The sequence below is a fragment of the Myxococcales bacterium genome (assembly GCA_012513515.1).
Classification (GTDB): Bacteria; UBA10199; UBA10199; order 2-02-FULL-44-16; family JAAZCA01; genus JAAZCA01.
In genome coordinates this window covers 76,813-93,791 of record JAAZCA010000005.1, presented here as the reverse complement: position 1 = coordinate 93,791, position 16,979 = coordinate 76,813, and the positions used below count along the sequence as shown (strand labels likewise).

General features: G+C 49.8%; 16 protein-coding genes and 1 tRNA gene. 13 read left to right on the top strand and 4 right to left on the bottom strand.

Going from position 1 to position 16,979, the window contains the following annotated elements; all coding sequences use genetic code 11:
- Positions 1-156: 156 nt before the first annotated feature.
- The 3 genes from GX659_01245 to GX659_01235 all read right to left on the bottom strand — a co-directional run bounded on the left by GX659_01245 (position 157) and on the right by GX659_01235 (position 982).
- On the bottom strand, positions 157-525 hold the full coding sequence (locus GX659_01245) for a four helix bundle protein (protein NLD27415.1): 369 nt from the start codon (positions 523-525) through the stop codon (positions 157-159).
- Positions 526-591: 66 nt separating this feature from the next.
- Positions 592-677: transfer RNA gene (locus GX659_01240), tRNA-Leu, on the bottom strand.
- Positions 678-772: 95 nt separating this feature from the next.
- The gene (locus GX659_01235) at positions 773-982 is read right to left on the bottom strand and encodes a DNA-directed RNA polymerase subunit omega (GenBank protein ID NLD27414.1); all 210 of its coding nucleotides are present in this window, start codon (positions 980-982) and stop codon (positions 773-775) included.
- Positions 983-1,106: 124 nt separating this feature from the next.
- Between GX659_01235 and GX659_01230 the strand changes: the two genes are divergently transcribed.
- The 13 genes from GX659_01230 (at position 1,107) to gspN (ending at position 16,621) form a co-directional block, all read left to right on the top strand.
- Entirely contained in the window at positions 1,107-3,077 is a 1,971-nt protein-coding gene (locus GX659_01230) for a GAF domain-containing protein (GenBank protein NLD27413.1), read from the top strand.
- Positions 3,078-3,380: 303 nt separating this feature from the next.
- Positions 3,381-4,331, top strand: a complete 951-nt coding sequence (locus GX659_01225; protein ID NLD27412.1) for a hypothetical protein — start codon at positions 3,381-3,383, stop codon at positions 4,329-4,331.
- On the top strand, positions 4,318-6,699 hold the full coding sequence (gene gspD / locus GX659_01220; GenBank protein ID NLD27411.1) for a type II secretion system secretin GspD: 2,382 nt from the start codon (positions 4,318-4,320) through the stop codon (positions 6,697-6,699). The genes GX659_01225 and gspD overlap by 14 nt, the downstream gene beginning before the upstream one ends.
- 30 nt (positions 6,700-6,729) lie before the next feature.
- The gene (gene gspE, locus GX659_01215; GenBank protein NLD27410.1) at positions 6,730-8,427 is read left to right on the top strand and encodes a type II secretion system ATPase GspE; all 1,698 of its coding nucleotides are present in this window, start codon (positions 6,730-6,732) and stop codon (positions 8,425-8,427) included.
- 15 nt (positions 8,428-8,442) lie between these two features.
- Complete coding sequence (gene gspF, locus GX659_01210) at positions 8,443-9,669, top strand: type II secretion system inner membrane protein GspF (protein ID NLD27409.1); 1,227 nt, start codon at positions 8,443-8,445, stop codon at positions 9,667-9,669.
- Positions 9,670-9,705: 36 nt separating this feature from the next.
- Entirely contained in the window at positions 9,706-10,155 is a 450-nt protein-coding gene (gspG, locus tag GX659_01205) for a type II secretion system major pseudopilin GspG (protein ID NLD27408.1), read from the top strand.
- 72 nt (positions 10,156-10,227) lie between these two features.
- On the top strand, positions 10,228-10,905 hold the full coding sequence (locus GX659_01200; GenBank protein ID NLD27407.1) for a prepilin-type N-terminal cleavage/methylation domain-containing protein: 678 nt from the start codon (positions 10,228-10,230) through the stop codon (positions 10,903-10,905).
- Positions 10,902-11,378, top strand: coding sequence for a prepilin-type N-terminal cleavage/methylation domain-containing protein (locus GX659_01195; GenBank protein NLD27406.1), 477 nt, complete (start codon positions 10,902-10,904; stop codon positions 11,376-11,378). Before GX659_01200 ends, GX659_01195 begins: the two co-directional genes overlap by 4 nt.
- Positions 11,379-11,392: 14 nt before the next feature.
- Positions 11,393-12,091, top strand: a complete 699-nt coding sequence (locus GX659_01190) for a prepilin-type N-terminal cleavage/methylation domain-containing protein (protein ID NLD27405.1) — start codon at positions 11,393-11,395, stop codon at positions 12,089-12,091.
- Positions 12,092-12,108: 17 nt separating this feature from the next.
- On the top strand, positions 12,109-13,416 hold the full coding sequence (locus GX659_01185) for a general secretion pathway protein GspK (protein NLD27404.1): 1,308 nt from the start codon (positions 12,109-12,111) through the stop codon (positions 13,414-13,416).
- A gap of 71 nt (positions 13,417-13,487) precedes the next feature.
- A complete protein-coding gene (locus GX659_01180) occupies positions 13,488-15,104 on the top strand; it encodes a pilus assembly protein PilM (GenBank protein NLD27403.1) in 1,617 nt (538 codons plus the stop codon).
- Positions 15,105-15,107: 3 nt separating this feature from the next.
- Complete coding sequence (locus tag GX659_01175) at positions 15,108-15,713, top strand: hypothetical protein (protein ID NLD27402.1); 606 nt, start codon at positions 15,108-15,110, stop codon at positions 15,711-15,713.
- Positions 15,713-16,621, top strand: coding sequence for a type II secretion system protein GspN (gene gspN, locus GX659_01170; protein NLD27401.1), 909 nt, complete (start codon positions 15,713-15,715; stop codon positions 16,619-16,621). Before GX659_01175 ends, gspN begins: the two co-directional genes overlap by 1 nt.
- Here the strand turns inward: gspN and GX659_01165 are convergent.
- Positions 16,605-16,976, bottom strand: coding sequence for a hypothetical protein (locus tag GX659_01165; GenBank protein NLD27400.1), 372 nt, complete (start codon positions 16,974-16,976; stop codon positions 16,605-16,607). The two genes, gspN and GX659_01165, sit on opposite strands and share 17 nt — an antisense overlap.
- Positions 16,977-16,979: the final 3 nt, after the last annotated feature.

Here is a 16,979-nt window from a genome sequence, read left to right as displayed (position 1 = left end):
TCGCACTCCAGGGATTCGCAGCCCTAACGAAACCGTCTGCATGCGCAGCCGCTTTCATAAGGGCTGCCTAAATCAGCTGCTCTACCAGCTGAGCTATCTCGGCAAATCCCGCCTGCGGCGGGATAGAAAATAGCATTAGAAAATTGTCAATCGACTTCAGCCTTCCAAGTTTTTCTCAACCGACTTTATTAAATTTGTTAACATTTTAGCGATAATTTCGAGCGATTCAAATAAGTCGGAGTGTTGAATGTCAGTTAACAGTTTTTTCCGGTGAAGGATTTGGATTATAGGTATGCATTCAAAACAGGAACCGCGAGCTATCCAGAAAAACTGTCTTTTTTCCGCTTTGTGTCCCTTCCCATTTCCTTCAGCAATATTAAGCGCTATAGACATTGCTGCTCTGCTAAACTGATCCTGGAGTGAACGGCTTATCTTTCCCTTTAGAGACTCGCAGATGTCTTCGATTTTTTCGATAACGTCTATCGATTTTCGATACACATCCAATCTTTCAAAAGGAAAAGACATTCGCCTCCATTTTCTATTTTCCAATGCTATTTTCAATCCAGCCCTTTTGTAAAAAGAGCCGGATTGTGCCGGAGGCCGGACTTGAACCGGCACGAAGGGTAAGCTTCGGCAGATTTTGAGTCTGCTGCGTCTGCCAATTCCGCCACTCCGGCATGTATGCAACGAAGAGAAAGTTCCCTCAGCAAATTTGAAAAGAGCGCGCCATTCCGCCTGCAATATTTCAAAAAATAAAATTTTATGGAATATCTTATTTTTCAGATGGGGTCAGATCATCGGAGACGATCCGAACCTTGCCTTCGGCGATTTCCCTGAGCGAGGTTACAGCCTCCTTGTTTTTGCAGGAGACGATCGGACGGGACCCCTTGTAGAGTTGTTTCGTTCTAAGCGCTGCTGCGTGTACAAGCGCGAAGCGATTTTCAACGTTTTCAAGACAATCCTCAACCGTAACTCTTGCCATGATTTCCTCCTTGAAAGCCCGGCGTTACTAATGGGATTCCGAAGCAAAGTCAAGGAGTTTGCTTACGGTTTGTGGACCGAATCTCTTGCTATAATCACAACCCCTTGATAATACTCCCCACCAAATGATCTCCCGTGAGAACCTGATAGATACCTTCGTGCCCGACTATCGCCGGCGCCACATATTTACTACCAAATTGAGGATTTTAGCATTTGTCGGCTTTTGGGCCTTCTTTCTCTTTTTCACACGCGGGATCCTCGCCCAGGCCATAGGGGCTGGGCTGCTGATACTCTGCTGTTTTTTTGTCACCGCAATTGCCTACTATAACGTCATCAGAGATAGGTTTCTGATATCCTCTTTCATAGCTGAGCTGATGAGCGACCTGGTCGCTATAACTGCGGTCATCTACCTGACAGGGGGGCCGCACAGCTCAAATTTCATCCTCTACCTATTCTATGCGATGACAGCGGGATTTATATACAATCATTATCTAGCAGGATTGATCGCTGTTTTTTCCGGTCTGACATATGGCGTTTTTCTGCTCCTCTGTAAATTTGGCGTTTTTCCGCCCCTGATTTATAATTACGGCGGCAGACTTCCGATTCCGACCTACACATCGGCGGCGCACTTCACGCTTCTCGTGATATTCATGGCTGCGGTCATCTATACCGTCAAGGTCTCGATTTTTTTCTCCCAGCAGAGGGAGAGGGCGCTCGAAAAACGAAATAGAGAACTGACCGCTCTTCACAGCGTGGGGGCTGCGGTGAGGAGCGTGGCGGTGATTAGCAATGTCATACATCAGCTCCTTGCCGGGGTTTTGCAGGGGCTTGAGCTGGAATCGGCGATACTTCTGCACTTCGACAGGAAGAGGGACATGATTCGCCTGTACACCCCCGGCACGCACCCGCGCACGGCCGAGATTTCCGAGATTCTCGGCGCCTCTCCGGACGGAATGGAATTTCCCCTTTCGGAACTTTTGGAAAACAACCAGATAATGCGCGAGATATCGAAACACAGGATAGTTTTCAGGAGGGAGATTCACGAGATCTTCGGTGGCTTTACATCCAACCTTTCCCCTGAGAGGTGTGAAAAGCTTCAACACCTGATGGGTGTGCGAAAGATGATAGCCCTTCCCCTCGTCCTGGAGGGGAACGTCCTTGGGGCTCTTATAGGCTTTAGCAAATATCCGTTTTTTGAGGATGAACAGGTCGCCACTATGGAGTCCTTCGCCAACCAGGCCGCGCTTTCCCTCGAGGCGGCGGCTATGGTTGATAGGCTTCGCAGGATGAACGAGGACTTGAAGAGGGCCAACGATGTTAAGTCGGAGTTCCTGGCGACCATGAGCCACGAACTTCGTACACCTCTAACCGCCATCATAGGCTTTTCAGAGCTACTCATGGAGGAGGTGATGGGCGAGCTTTCTGAGGAGCAGCGCGACAGCGTCAAGGAGGTGCTCCACAATGCCGCCGATCTTCTCGAGATGATCAACAGTCTCCTCGATTTAACCAAGATAGAATCCGGCCGTATGGAGTTAGACATTACCTCCTTCAGCATCGAAGAAACCGTAAGGCGCGTGGTGGCGACCATCTCCCCGCTGATAAAAAGAAAGTCTCAGCTCTTTGAGCTCAGCATAGATCCCGAGATTCCGATCGTGAAAGGGGACGAGAGAAAGATACAGCAGGTTATCCTGAACCTTATGGCCAATGCCAATAAGTTCACCCCGCCTAAGGGTTGGATAAGGGTCGAGGTTACGCTCGAGAATTCGAATTCCGACGTCTTTCCAAAGGGTAACGGCAATTTGAGGATGAGACATGGGGGGGATCTCGTCTTGTTTCAGGTTACTGACAGCGGCATAGGAGTCCCGGAAGACCAGCACGACAAGATATTCGAGATGTTTCGCCAGGCCGACAGCTCTATCACCAGGAGCTTTGGCGGAACCGGGCTAGGGTTGTCGCTGGCGAGGCAGTTCATAGAGATGCATGGCGGGAGGATATGGGTAGAAAGCCACGAGGAGAACGGGGCTTCGTTTAAATTTTTTATACCCATCGAACGAGATTCCGCTCTGCAGGAGGGTTCGCCCCGGCCGACCTTGTGACTGATAAAATCCTGTAACTATTGCTGGCCAACGGGTTGATTTATAGTGCGCCAATCATCAATTTCCAAACTTAATCATTTTTAAATTAGCGTGCTAGCCCCTATTGTTACATACTAAGTTTTGAAATAGCCGCTATACTATTGATATGTATAATCTTCTACCCTAAAGCTTTTGACAGGCCCATCCAAAATTTTTGTGAAAAGTTTTGCCGCAAGTGGCAAAAGATATTGTTATTTTTAAGTATTTTTCTGTTTTAACTTATTGCGACCATATGTATAATGCCCGCAAAAGGGGAGCCGCTTAATGGGTGGTTTTTTTCGCCAGTACTCGTGGATTATAGATCTTATAGGTGTGCTGCTTTGCTCGTTTTTTTTGGCCAGGATCACCAGCGTCTATGTAGGCAAAAGCCTTGAGGTCAAGAAGTCGATAGGGGTTTTAACCGTTGCTGACGCCCCTCCTGTCCAAAGCGAGCGCAGGCCGCTCTCGGATTATAGCGTGATAGTAGAGCGCAATATGTTTGACCCTTCGGAGAGGGCACCGGACGCGCCTGTAGAGAGGGAGTCTAAAAGTGATAGCGACGAAAGTTATATTTCAGGACAGGCTGTTCCCACCAGCCTCGGGATCAAAGTGATAGGAGTTCTGGTCGTGGGTGCCGGGCGCGACAAGAGGTCCACCGCCACTATCACGGGCGGGACCGGGAAGGGAGGCTCGACTTTCAACGTCTATGCCGTAGGGGATGAGGAGAGCTTCGCCCCGAACACGAAGCTCGTCCTGGTTCAGCCGGACCGGATCGAATTTTTAAACGGCGAACGCCTAGAATATGCGGAGGTGATGGCTGACGGGGGGCCGAGCATATTCGGTGCTCCGGCAGATGCGCTTGCCTCTGCCGCTCCGGCTGACAAGGGTGAGAAAAAAGATCTTACCGTCGTTCAGGAGGGGGGGAAGTTTGCGGTGGATCAGCGCGAGGTAGAGAATGCCCTTCAGAATCTTGATAAGCTCTACACGGACATAAGAGCGGTGCCGAATTTTTCGGGAAACAGAGTTTCGGGGATGAAGATTTTGTCGGTGAAGAATGGTTCCCTATTTGCTAAGCTCGGCCTCAGGAGAGGGGATGTCCTTCAAAAAATCAATGGCCTCGAACTGGATATCAAAAGGGGTTTTGAAATTTTTAATCAGCTCAAGGATCAAAAGAGCATAGCGCTGGACCTGATAAGGCAGGGCCAGCCCACCACACTTGAATATGAGATACGTTAAAAATACATTGGCGTTTTTACTCATTTTTACGCTTATCCTCTCTCCTGTGCTTTCCCTTGCGCAGGATGAAGAAGGGGGGCGCACGGTAAGGCTCCCTCAGGCGGGGGACGTGAGAACCGTTCCTCTGGAGCAGGATCCTGTCCCCGTCTCGCCCTCTGCTGAGGAGGATGATCTGGTCTATCTCAATGTCCAGGACCAGGACATAAAGGACATAATCAAACAGATCAGCAAGGCGACCGGAAAAAATTTCATCATCGACGACAAAATCAGGGGAAAGGTCACGATTCTCTCCGAGAGGAAGATGACCAAAGAGGAGGCGTATCAGGCCTTTCTTTCGGCCCTCGAGGTCGGCGGTTTTACTACAGTGACGGGGCCCGGGGGGATCATTAAGATAGTTGCGCTCAAGGATGCGATATCGTCGCCCATTCCGATCTACGTTGACAGCACGCCTGAGACCGACAGCTACGTGACCAGGCTTATCTCGCTTCAGAATATCAGCGCCCTTGATATGTCCAGCGCAATCAAGGATCTGATTTCGAAAAATGGAAATATGTTTGCCTATCCCTCTACCAACACCCTGGTGATTACGGATTCCGGAACTAACATCGATCGCCTCATGAAGATCATCAAGGAGCTCGATCAGGAGGGGCCACAGCAGGTTCTTGAAATCGTGCCGATAAATTATGCGGATGCTACGCAGGTCGCGGCGACTGTGTTGAATATTTTTGAGATAGAACAGCAGTCCTCCAGGGGGACGACAGCCAGACCGACAGCTACAACAAGGAGAGGGGCGACGACCGGTTCCCAATTGGAAGAGTTGAAAGAGGTTTCAAAAATCATAGCCGACGAACGCACAAATTCCATCATCGTCTATGCGAGCAAGAGGGCTATAGGAAAAGTCAGAGAGGTCATTGCCAAGCTGGATGTTCCCCTCGATATGGGGGAGGGGGGCAACATCCATGTGCATTACCTGAAATACGCCAACGCTATGGAGATGGCTGAAACCCTTTCTGCTATCACGTCGGGGGCGCGTTCGATGGGTACTGCAAAGGGGGCTGCAAAGGGTGATGGAAGCAAGGGTGCGGCCGGAACAGCCGTTGCGAGCTTTGGAGACGAAATAAAGATAGGTGCAGATGAAACTACCAACGCGCTTATAATTACCTCTTCGGCCAAAGACTATAAGAGACTGGTCGACGAGTTGATCTCCAAACTCGATGTCCCTAGGCGGCAGGTCTATCTCGAGTCCATAGTCATGGAATTGTCCGTTACGCGTGGTTCTACCGCCGGCGCTACCGGCTATGGCGGTGGAACGGCCGGCAGCCTGATCGGTTTCGGAGGTTCGAGTTTCAGCGGGATGAACCCCGCTCAGTTTTTTACACCCACCGGTCTTTTTTCGCAGCCTGGTTTGTTGGGCGGTCTTCTTTCAAGGGATACTATCACGATCGATATACCGAGCAGCGGCGGCGGTTCGCAGGAGCTCACCATCCCGGCTTTTGCCGCTTTTCTGAATTTTCTTCAGACTCAGTCGCAGGCCAATATCGTTTCGACGCCGAATATTCTCACCCTCGACAATCAGGAGGCGAGCATCGATGTCAGCAAGACCATCTATGCCAAAAAATCCACTACGATCGCCAATGCCGGAACCACGACTTTCGAGCCGACTCCATTGGAGGCCGGTTTGATGCTCAAGATCACTCCGCAGATCACCGAAGGGGATTCGGTGAGGCTCCAGATTCACCATAAACTTTCGAATTTTACCTCGGTCCCAAATCCTGACACCGGCGCCGCTGATACTACCAAAAGGGAAATTCAGACCACAGTCGTCGCCATGGATGGCCAGACCGTGGTGCTGGGCGGTTTGATGGAAGATATGGATACTTCCAACAGGAGCAAGATACCTCTGCTTGGCGATATTCCTATTCTCGGCTGGCTCTTTCAGTACAGGAGTAAACAGGGAAATAAAACGAATCTTCTTGTCTTCATAACTCCGTACGTCATTCGCGATCCTTCGGACTTCGCGGAAATTACCAAGAGAAAGATTCAGCAGCGCAATGATTTCGTTTCAAATAATTTTGGCAGAAGGCAGCAGAGGCAGATTAACGAATCGCTTGCCGCTCATAGGGCTGATTTGCTCGACTACGCTCCCAGACCAGCAGTTCCCGTTTCATCTTCAGGGCAGAACTATCAGCAGCCGGGGACTGCACCTCTGGCCGTTTCGCAGCCCGTGATAACCGTCGCACCGCTGGGCGCTGACGGCGCTCCGCAGATGCAGTATTTGGCTCCGCCTCCTCAGTTAGCGCCACAGCAAAGCACGGCGCCGGGGACGCCGAAGCTGAATCAAAAGGGGTCGCCTGATTTCGGTTATTGATCGATCGTTTAAAGGGGGATTGAACGGGGTATGGAGGAAAGAAGCCTAGGCGCAATTCTGCTGGAAACAAGCTCTCTCACTGAAGATCAGTTGGAGCAGGCCCTCGCCGTTCAGCGCGAGCGAGGGATCAAACTGGGTGACGCCCTCGTTCAGCTAAAATTTCTTCGCTCGGAGGATATACTTAAAGCGCTCTCGATCCAACTCGGTTTTCCATACGAAAATAAAATTGACGTGGAAGCGATAGCCACCGATCTGATCTCCAATCTTCCGATAAACTACGCCAAGCAAAATGAGGTCCTTCCGCTTCGCAAGGAAGGAAATCTGGTTCATGTGGCCATCGCTGATCCGACCAATTTTTTCGCGCTCGATGATCTCAGGATACTTTTTGGCTGTGATATAAAACCGGTTATCGCCAGCTCGTATGAGATAGTCAACGCGATCAACGCGGTTTACAATAAGGCCACGGGCTCTGGCGAAGATCAGATGAGCGAGCTCGACGAAGGGACCGAGATCGCCGACGATTTCAACGAGCCGGTCGATCTGCTTGATGCCGACGATGAGGCTCCCATCATCCGTCTTGTTAACTCACTGTTGTTTAGAGCCGTGAAGCAGAAGGCCAGCGATATTCACATAGAGCCATTTGAACGGGAACTTAAAATCAGGTTCAGGATCAACGGTATTTTGTACGACATAATGACTCCGCCAAAGCGCGCACAGAATTCCATTATCTCCCGCGTAAAGATTATGAGTCAGTTGAATATCGCCGAGAAGAGGATGCCGCAGGACGGTAGAATACGCATCAAAATCGCGGGAAAGGATATCGACATTCGCGTTTCCACTATTCCCACGGCGCACGGCGAGAGCGTGGTGATGAGGCTCCTCGATGCGAGCGCGATTCTGCTCGACGTGGAGTCCCTCGGTTTTTCCCGTGAAAATCTTGGAATATTCAAAAAGCTTCTAAGTTATCACAATGGGATCTTGCTCGTCACCGGCCCTACCGGTTCAGGAAAGACGACCACCCTGTATTCGGCTCTCTCCAGGCTCAATACGGGCGATGTGAAGATACTTACGGTTGAAGATCCCGTCGAGTATCAGCTGCATGGCGTGAATCAGATGCAAGTGAATCCGAAGATCGATCTGACCTTTGCTTCCGGGCTTCGCGCATTTCTCAGGCAGGATCCGGATATCATACTCGTCGGCGAGATTCGCGACCGTGAGACGGTTGAAGTCGCCATCCAGGCATCGCTGACGGGTCACTTGGTTCTCTCAACGCTTCATACGAACGATGCGCCAAGCTCGATAACGAGGCTTGTTGAGATGGGGGTCGAGCCGTTTTTGGTCGCATCGTCCGTTCTCGGAATCGCTGCGCAGAGGCTGGTGCGTACGGTTTGCAGGGACTGCGCCAGAAAGTACGTTCCCGACGAAGAGGAACTCGCTCAGATCGGACTGAAGCTAGAAGATCTGAAGGGCCGCCAGATATTCAAGCCCGTCGGCTGCCCTGTCTGCATGGAGACCGGGTACTCGGGACGAATGGCCATACATGAGATCATGATGGTTACCGACAATGTGAGGGCTGAGCTGATGAAGGGGTCCGATGCTGCGACGATAAAAAACGTGGCCGTTGCCCAGGGAATGAAAACTCTTCGCCAGGATGCCGCGCAGAAGGTTCTTCTCGGCATGACGTCGATAGCCGAGGTTATGAGAGTGACGCAGGAAGACAGCGTTTAGAAAGGGATGTAGCGGATGCCTGTTTTTCAATATGTAGGAATAGATTCGAAAGGCAAGCGCGCCGCCGGGACGGTGGATGCGGAAAATGAACGTGCGGCCAGAGTCAAGTTGCGCCGAATGAATATATTTCCGACCTCTCTTGGCATAGAAGGGGCGATGAAGCAAAAGGTCGGCCTCGGGATGCAGATCGATTTTTCGAAATACTTTCAGAGGATCAAGGTCCAGGAGGTCGCTGTTATGACCAGACAGCTAGCCACCCTCTTAGATGCGAATATCCCGCTTGTCGACGCCCTGACCGCCTTGGTGGATCAGGTTGAAAATCCGAAGCTGCGCAGCATACTTGCCCGCGTCAAGGACAAGGTCATAGAGGGCAGCAAATTGTCCGATGCTTTAAAGGGATATCCAAAGGTATTTGGGGACCTCTATGTCAACATGATAAACGCCGGAGAGAACAGCGGTACTCTAGATGTAGTTCTCCAGAGGCTTGCCGATTTTACCGAAGGACAGGCTAAGTTGCGCAGCAAGGTCATCGGGGCTATGATATATCCAGTCATCATGTCGGTGGTCGGATTGCTGCTCATGATAGCCCTTCTGGTTGTCGTTGTTCCGAAGGTGACCGCTATATTTGAGGATACAGGTGCGACGCTTCCTCTTCCCACGAAGATTTTGATGGGAGTCAGCGGCGCCATTTCAAATTATTGGTACATCTTTGCGATTGGAGTCCCCCTGCTTGTATACGGAGTGAAAAAGTATCTGAAAACTCCTGCCGGCATAGCTCTGTGGGATCGCAAAGCCTTAACGGTTCCGCTTTTTGGCAAGCTCAACAGGATGATCATAATCGCAAGATTTTCGCGCACGCTTGCAACGCTTCTTGCCAGCGGAGTTCCTCTTCTTGTTTCTATGGACATAGTTCGAAATATAGTTACAAATACCAGGCTTCGCGATGTGATAGAGCAGACGCGCGACAGCGTAAGGGAAGGACAGAGTGTCGCTGACCCTCTCAAGAGGAGCAAGGAATTTCCGCCGCTTGTGACACACATGATAGCGATCGGTGAAAAGACGGGCGAACTTGAGAGCATGCTTGAAAGGGTGGCGGATACTTTCGATTCGGAGGTCGATAACACTTTAGCAACGCTTACTACGCTTCTCGAGCCTCTCATGATAATAGTTATGGCAGCGGTGGTCTCTTTTATAGTGCTGTCGATATTGCTACCGATCATGAAGCTCAATCAGCTGGGATAAAATACAGTCATTAAACTTTACACAAGGAGGGGTGAAATGAGGAAGTTTTGGGGTGATGTGAGAGGTATGACGCTTATCGAGATCATGGTCGTTATCACGATCCTTGGTCTTATCGCTACAGTCGTTACTGTCAACGTGATGGATAGCCTTGATGAGGCAAAGCAGAAGACTGCGATGTCGCAGATAAAGGTTTTTGAAGAGGCTCTGGAACACTTCAGAAGGGATAACGGGTATTATCCTTCCACCGAGCAGGGGCTTGCCGCCCTCGTTGAGCGACCCACCATAGGAAGGCTTCCCAAGAGATATCCCCCTAACGGCTATCTCAAAGGGGGAAGGCTTCCTCAGGATCCATTCGGGTGCGACTATCAGTACTTTCAGCCAGGCCAACAGGGACATCCCTATGAGATTTATTCTCTTGGCGCCGACTGCCAGGAAGGCGGGGAAGGGGCTGATGCCGATATAAGCTCTTCTGATGCCATGAACTGATATTTTTAAAAAATCTAGGCCGGCCCGGTCGGAACTTCCGGTCCGGGTCGGCCATTTTTAAATTCATTCGAGATGAAAAAAATCATACGCAGACATTCCGGATTCACTCTCTTTGAGATCATCGTCGCTTTGGCGGTTCTTGGTCTAATACTTGGTATCGTAATGGGTAATATGGACGACATGCTCGATCTCAACATGAAGAAGGCGACTGCCAAGATGGGCTCCACAATAAGATATATCTATAACAAATCGGCCACTGAGGGCATATACGTGAAGCTTGTTCTGGATATCTCAGAGAACGCTTACTGGGTGGAGGCGACCTCCGATCCGGTCACGATAATCAAGGAGGATGAAAGCTCCTCTTCTCGCCCTTATGCAAAGAAGGATTCCAAAAAGGAAGAGGAAAAAGCGGGATCTCAGAAAACCGCCGAAGTTAATCCCCTTGTGCCTGGGGCTGAAAACATTCCTCCTGTGGAAAGAAAGGAACCGGTTTTTACCCAGGTAGATTCTTATCTTCTCAAGCCGAGCAAACTTCCTGATGGAATTTTCTTCAAGGATATCTACGTCGAACACAGAAATTTCCCAATGGATTCCGGTCAGGCGGAGATTTATTTTTTCCCAAACGGCTATGTTCAGAGCGCCATAATAAATTTTCGCGACGAGGATGACGAGTTGATTTATTCGCTAAAGACAAGTCCCATAAGCGGGCGGGTCAGCATAGAAGATTCCTACAGGTCATTGGAGGAATGATGCTCGACGGTCCCTCAAAAAAATCCCACGGTTTTACTCTGCTCGAGGTGATGGTCGCCATGGCGATACTGGCGGTATCCCTTTTGGCATTGATGGATTTTTCCGGGAATACGCTGATAACGAGTGGTCGCGCCGAGAGGATGACGGTTGCCACCATGCTGGCAAGGCAGAAGATGGTTGAGATCGAAGTTGAACTCCACAAGGGTATACAGATGAATGAGTTTCCCGATGAGAAAAGTGAAGAGGGAAAATTCGACGAGCCCTATGAAGACTATTCTTGGGAGATGGAAGTCAAAAAAGTTGAGCTGCCAGCTCCCATGACCGGCGAAGAGGGCGGTTTTCAGCAGATGATCGGCCAGCAATTGACGAAAGAAATATCCAAAACCGTGAGGGAGTTGAAACTGAAGATCAAGTGGTTGGAGCTTGGTGAAGAACAATCAGTAGATGTGGTTACCCATATAGTCAAACTTTGAGGTTTGTCGGAACAATGAAAAATATTTTGCAAAAAGGATTCACGTTGTTGGAAGTCCTCATCGCCGTGGCGATACTGGGGGTCATCATGACCCTGATATGGTCGTCTTCCTCCCAAAGTTTCAGGGCTAAAGAGCGCACCGAGCTTAGGGACTCGGTCTTTCAAAATGGCCGGGTAGTGCTGCGCAAGATATCCGACGACCTCGCAGTGGCCTTTCTCAGCAAGAAAGTTGCAGGTGAGGGGGCAGGGTCAGAACAGGCGGCGTTCACCTCCGGCGCCAAAACTTTTTTCATAGGGGATGACCAGGGTGCTCAGGATTTACTTAAGTTTACATCCCTTTCGCACATGCGGCTATACAAACAGGCCAAGGAATGCGATCAGGTCAAAATTTCTTACGAGGTGGTTCCATCCGATGAACCCGGGGTCTACAATCTCATCCGGCGTGCCGATCCGTGGCTGGATAACACCACCGATGTAAAGGGGAAGCCACTCGTTCTTGTCGAGGGAATAAGGGAATTCAACCTCGAGTACTACCATCCTGCCAAACGCGAGTGGATGAAGACATGGAACAGCGAGATGGTGGATTGGAGTATGAAGTTGCCCATGGCTGTGAGGATCGGGATTGCGTTTCCGGATCCGGACGATGATGGGGCAGAAATTACACTTTCAACCGCTGTCATGCTGGCTTTGTGGGAGAACCCGATAGGGCTTTGAATGTCAGGACCATGCTGATGAAAAGAGTGTTTAACAAAAAAGGTGTAGCTCTCATGCTGGTTTTATCGGCCATCGTGGTTCTTTCCACCGTTCTGGTTGAATTCGCGTACAACACGAATGTTAACTACAACCTTGCTATGAACGAGAGAGACAGGCTTCAATCGTATTACCTCGCCAAGTCCGCATACAGCTTCATGCTGCTGGAACTAAAGTTCGACAGGATGTTTCGCCAGATCGTGCAGAGTCAGAACCTCTCTCAATATCTTGGGGGAGCCGCTAATATGCCGCTCTGTCAGCAGTTTCCTCTTTCGACGGGATTGATACGAGCCGTCTTCACAGGTGGCGGTTTGGAGGGGCTCATGGGCGGGGCGGGTGGTGAAGAGGATGAAGGGGAAGGCGGAGAGGAATCTCAGATCGAGGATAAGATAGAGCGCCTTCAGCGCAGCGCCTCGGTATCCGCAGAAAAAATGGCCTCTGAATTTCTCGAATTCGAGGGTGACTTCGACGGCGAATGCATCGACGAGGGGACAAAAATCAATTTGAATGGATTTGTGGGGCTGAGCAAGACATCTGCAGGGGATGGCAAACCCAGTCCATTCGACGAATACAAACAGTATCTCTATAAATTTCTTTCAGATAAAAAATATGAAGCCCTCTTTGAGGACTCTGGGGTGCAGATTTCGCAGATAGTGGACAACATAGGTGACTGGATTGATACGGATGGTGAGATAAATGAGATAAGCGGTCGCATCGGCGGAGCGGAACGATCGATTTACGACAGACTCGGAGTTCCATATCAACCCAGAAACTCAAAATTGATAACGCTACTGGAGGCTTATCTGATCGACGGCGTTACGGATCTATGGTTTCCGGAGCTGCAGGAAAATTTTACCATCTATGGCGATGGTAAGATAAATCCATGCACCGCGCCCAGGGAAATCGTTGAAAGTCTGATCGTGAGATACATATCCTCTACGCCGGATCTTCCCCCCGTGAGAACAGGCGACGTTGATGAGATGAATCGTCTCTACGATTCCATCAACACCGCCTGCGCGGATAGCGGGATAGGTGATCAGGCCGTATCGAAAATAGCCGATGCCTTGGACAAGGCTATTCGCGGTACGACCGATGAAGATCAGGGGACCGGGCAGACCGGAATGCGGGGAGGTTCCACCTTCGCCAGCTACCTCACTTCAAGCAGCAGGTTCTTCACGTTAAAACTGGCTGGGCAGGCTGGAGATACCACGGTTAGAATAAAGGCCGTTCTTGATGTTGAGAATCAGGACCCCAAAAAATGGAAGATCCTGTACTGGAGGATCTATTAGCGATATTAACCAGTTTGATATGACAGTTCGGCTGTGCTATTCTCGCAGGGAAATTAAAGGCGGATAATGCTATGCCACAGAGGGTTATAGGAATCGATATCGGGAGTTATTCCGTAAAAGTGGCCGTCATAGAGCGGGGCTTTAAGAGTTTTTCATTTGTGGAATTTTATGAACGCCCCGTTCAATACAATGAACTCCTGACCCCTGACGAATCGAGGGCCATCGCTCTGCAGGGATTGATAGATGATTTTAACATCGCTTGGGAGGTGGCGGCCGTTGGTTTCCCAGCCCAGAAGGTGACCTCAAGGCTTCTTACCTTTCCATTTAGCAGTTCGAAAAAAATAGATGAGGCGATCTCTTTTGAGGTAGAGAGCTTTATCCCATTCGATATTGAGAAGGTGACTCTGGACTATGCGGTTCTGTGGCAGGAGAAAAATACATCCAGGATCATGGCGGTTTATGTTCAAAAGCTCGACCTCGCCAAAGAACTTTCGACCCTGGAATCTGTCAGCATAGACCCGAGATACGTCTGCGTGGAAGGGATAGATTTTGTCAATCTGGTCAACTTGGGGATGGTTCCACCTGAGGGGGCCTATGCCATACTGGATATCGGCCACGAGAAGAGTACCGTTACCATCTGCCACGGGAGAAATCTCGGTTACATCAGGGCCATATCCATTGCAGGAAAAACGATAACGCAGGCGATAGCTAAGCAGCTCAACGTACCCTACGACGAGGCCGAGCGTCTGAAAATAGAGATGGGGCAGATCCCCCTAGTTGACGATGAGGTCATGGATGACATTTCAAAGGGTGTTGTCACAGCCATCCGTGGAGTTCTAGATGAATTCCTGCTGCATCTAAGGCAGACTCTTTTTACATTCAGGGAGATGGAGGATGTTCCTGTAGAAGGCATCTATCTTTCAGGAGGGTCTTCAAGATTGCCGGGGCTTGACAGATATCTATCCGATGTCATGAAGATGAACGTCACTTATCTCAACTGCCTCGATTTTCACTTCTCCAAAATAGATAGAGGAGAGGCTCACCGCCATGTCATATCACAGGCACTGGCCCTCGCCCTTAAGGGGGTTGCCGGGAGCGGCCCTGATGTGAACCTTCGCAAGGGGGAGTTTGCTTTCAAGGGGGATGTTGAAAAGTTGGGCGGGAGCGTTCGCAAAGTTGCGATCGTGGCCGGTGCAATTATTTTTCTCGCTCTTGTAAATTTCAGCGCAAAATATTATTCGGTGAAAAGACAAGTCGACAAACTTCGCGATGATGTTACTACGATAGTCAAACAGGCGATGCCGGACACGCCGGTTCGGGCCTTGGGAACTCCGAAAGCGGCGCTTTCCCTCATAAAGTCAAAACAAGCGGAGGTCGATGAGAGAATCGCCCAGCTCAATTCGATGGTTGGCGCTTCACCGCTCAATATCATGAAGGATATCTCTGAGGCTCTTCCTCCGAGGGATCAGCTGAAGATAGAGGTGGTGGATCTCAGCATAGGCGAGGGAAGAGTTACGCTCTCTGGCGTAGTCGATGATTTCAAGACTGTCGATGTAGTGAAACAGACATTCGACAAGTCCAGCAAATTTGCAAATGTCAGCACGGGAAATGTCAGCAAGGGAGTAAAGGGAGAGGTTAAATTCAAACTTTCGATGGACCTTGCCGCTTCCGTAAAACAGGGGAGTTGATCCGTGGCGCTACGACTCGGGAGATTCACCATAGAGAAATTTAGGTTGGACAGCCTCTACAGCGTCTATCTGGGGATGAATCCGCGCGAGCAGACCTTCGCTATGGCCGCTGCCGCGGTTGTGGTCATTCTCGTCTTGGTCCTTCCTGTTACAGTCGCTTCCAGCAGGATAGCGAGCCTGGAGCGGGAGGCCGACAAGGGCAGAACTCAGCTGCGTGAAGTCATGCGCGCGCTTGAGAATTACGATCAAAATGCCGCCAAGCTCAAGCAGATGAGGGTCTCAATCGGCGGAGGATTCGATTCTTCGATTTCAACGACCTTGGAAACTCTTGCCGAGCAAAACGGCCTGAAAGACCGCATAGATTCTTTGAAGGAGAGGGCTGCTGCGCCCTCCGAAGTTTTTGATGAAGCCTCAGTTGACGTGAGGCTACGCAAGGTCACCCTCAATGAGCTTATCAATTACTTGCACGCCATAGAGAACAATCCCAGTACTACGCTGAATCTCAAATCGCTTTCAGTTAAGACCAGGTTTGATAACAAGCAGGAACTCGATGTCTCTTTCACCGTGTCAACATACAGACTGCTCGAGGGGGCTGCGGAGAACCTCTGATGAACAAAATGTTTAAATATGCTCTTTACATTTCGCTGTTTTTTGTGAGCTTTGTGATTTTTTTGTATTGGAGCCTGCCTTATTCGATACTCAAGGACAGGATAGTCGCTGCGATAGAGCAGCAGCTTTCAAATAAATATGAAATAGTCGTAGAAGATTTTTCGCCCTACTGGTTTACCGGAATAGATGTGAGGGGTTTGAAGGTAAAGTCTCTTGACGAAGGTGGCGCCGAGCTCTTAAAGGTGAATAGGGCGAAGGGGCGGGCCTCTCTTACCTCGCTGATTTTTGGAAGCCCCAAAATATCCTTTGACCTCGACATAGGTCGCGGGGAGATTTCGGGAAGCGCAGTACAGAGCGCCGACGAGATTTTGCTCAACATGTCGCTCGATGATGTCGATCTTAAAAATTTCGATGTTGTCGGCGCTTCTACGAAGATGCCCATATCCAGCCAGATAGACGGCAGGGTCGATTTGAAAATAGACAGGCAGAGGCCAATCCGTTCGGAGGGGAAGCTGGAACTCCATTTGGATGACATAAAAATTGCAGCCACCAATGCGAAGCTCGGGGAACTTGAGATGCCGCTTCCCGACCTGGTTATTTCAAAAGGCAGAGGCTCCCTGTTAAAGCTCGAAATAGGCAAAGGAACTGTAACCGTTTTATCTTTTAAACTGTCCGGAGGGGATCTGGAGCTCGACATCACAGGGAAAATATTTCTTTCCAATGATATTGCAAATTACCGTTTTAATCTCAATGGAACCTTTAAGGCTTCTGAGACCCTGGAAAAGGCGCTCCCATTCCTCTTCATAGTCGAAAAACAGAAGGGTGAAGATGGAAGATATCCTCTTTCGATAACTGGAAGACTTGCGCGTCCTCTTATAAAGATAGGGACGTTCACTCTGCCGATTTAATAACCTCATCATTTTCCGCTTCGGCAGTTTGTTTTTTTGATTCAGCAGGTTTTTCTTCGAATACGACTTCTCCCGGTTTGATATATCCGAGCTCGTTTCTTATCACCATTTCGAGTTTTTTTGGATCGGAGAGAATTTCTTTCTGTTTGGCGATGTGATCTATCTCTTCGTTTATCTTCTTCTGCTCGAGCGAAAGCTTCGATTTCATTTCCATGAGCTCTTTCAGCTGATAGAGCCCCTGGTCTCCAAATGCCAGAAACCAGAAGAAAAAGGATGATATAAGTATTACGGCGAGCCTGGTCGGAGTTACCAGCGAGAGAAACCCTTCGGCTGTTTTTCTGAGGAACGCTTTCATGGT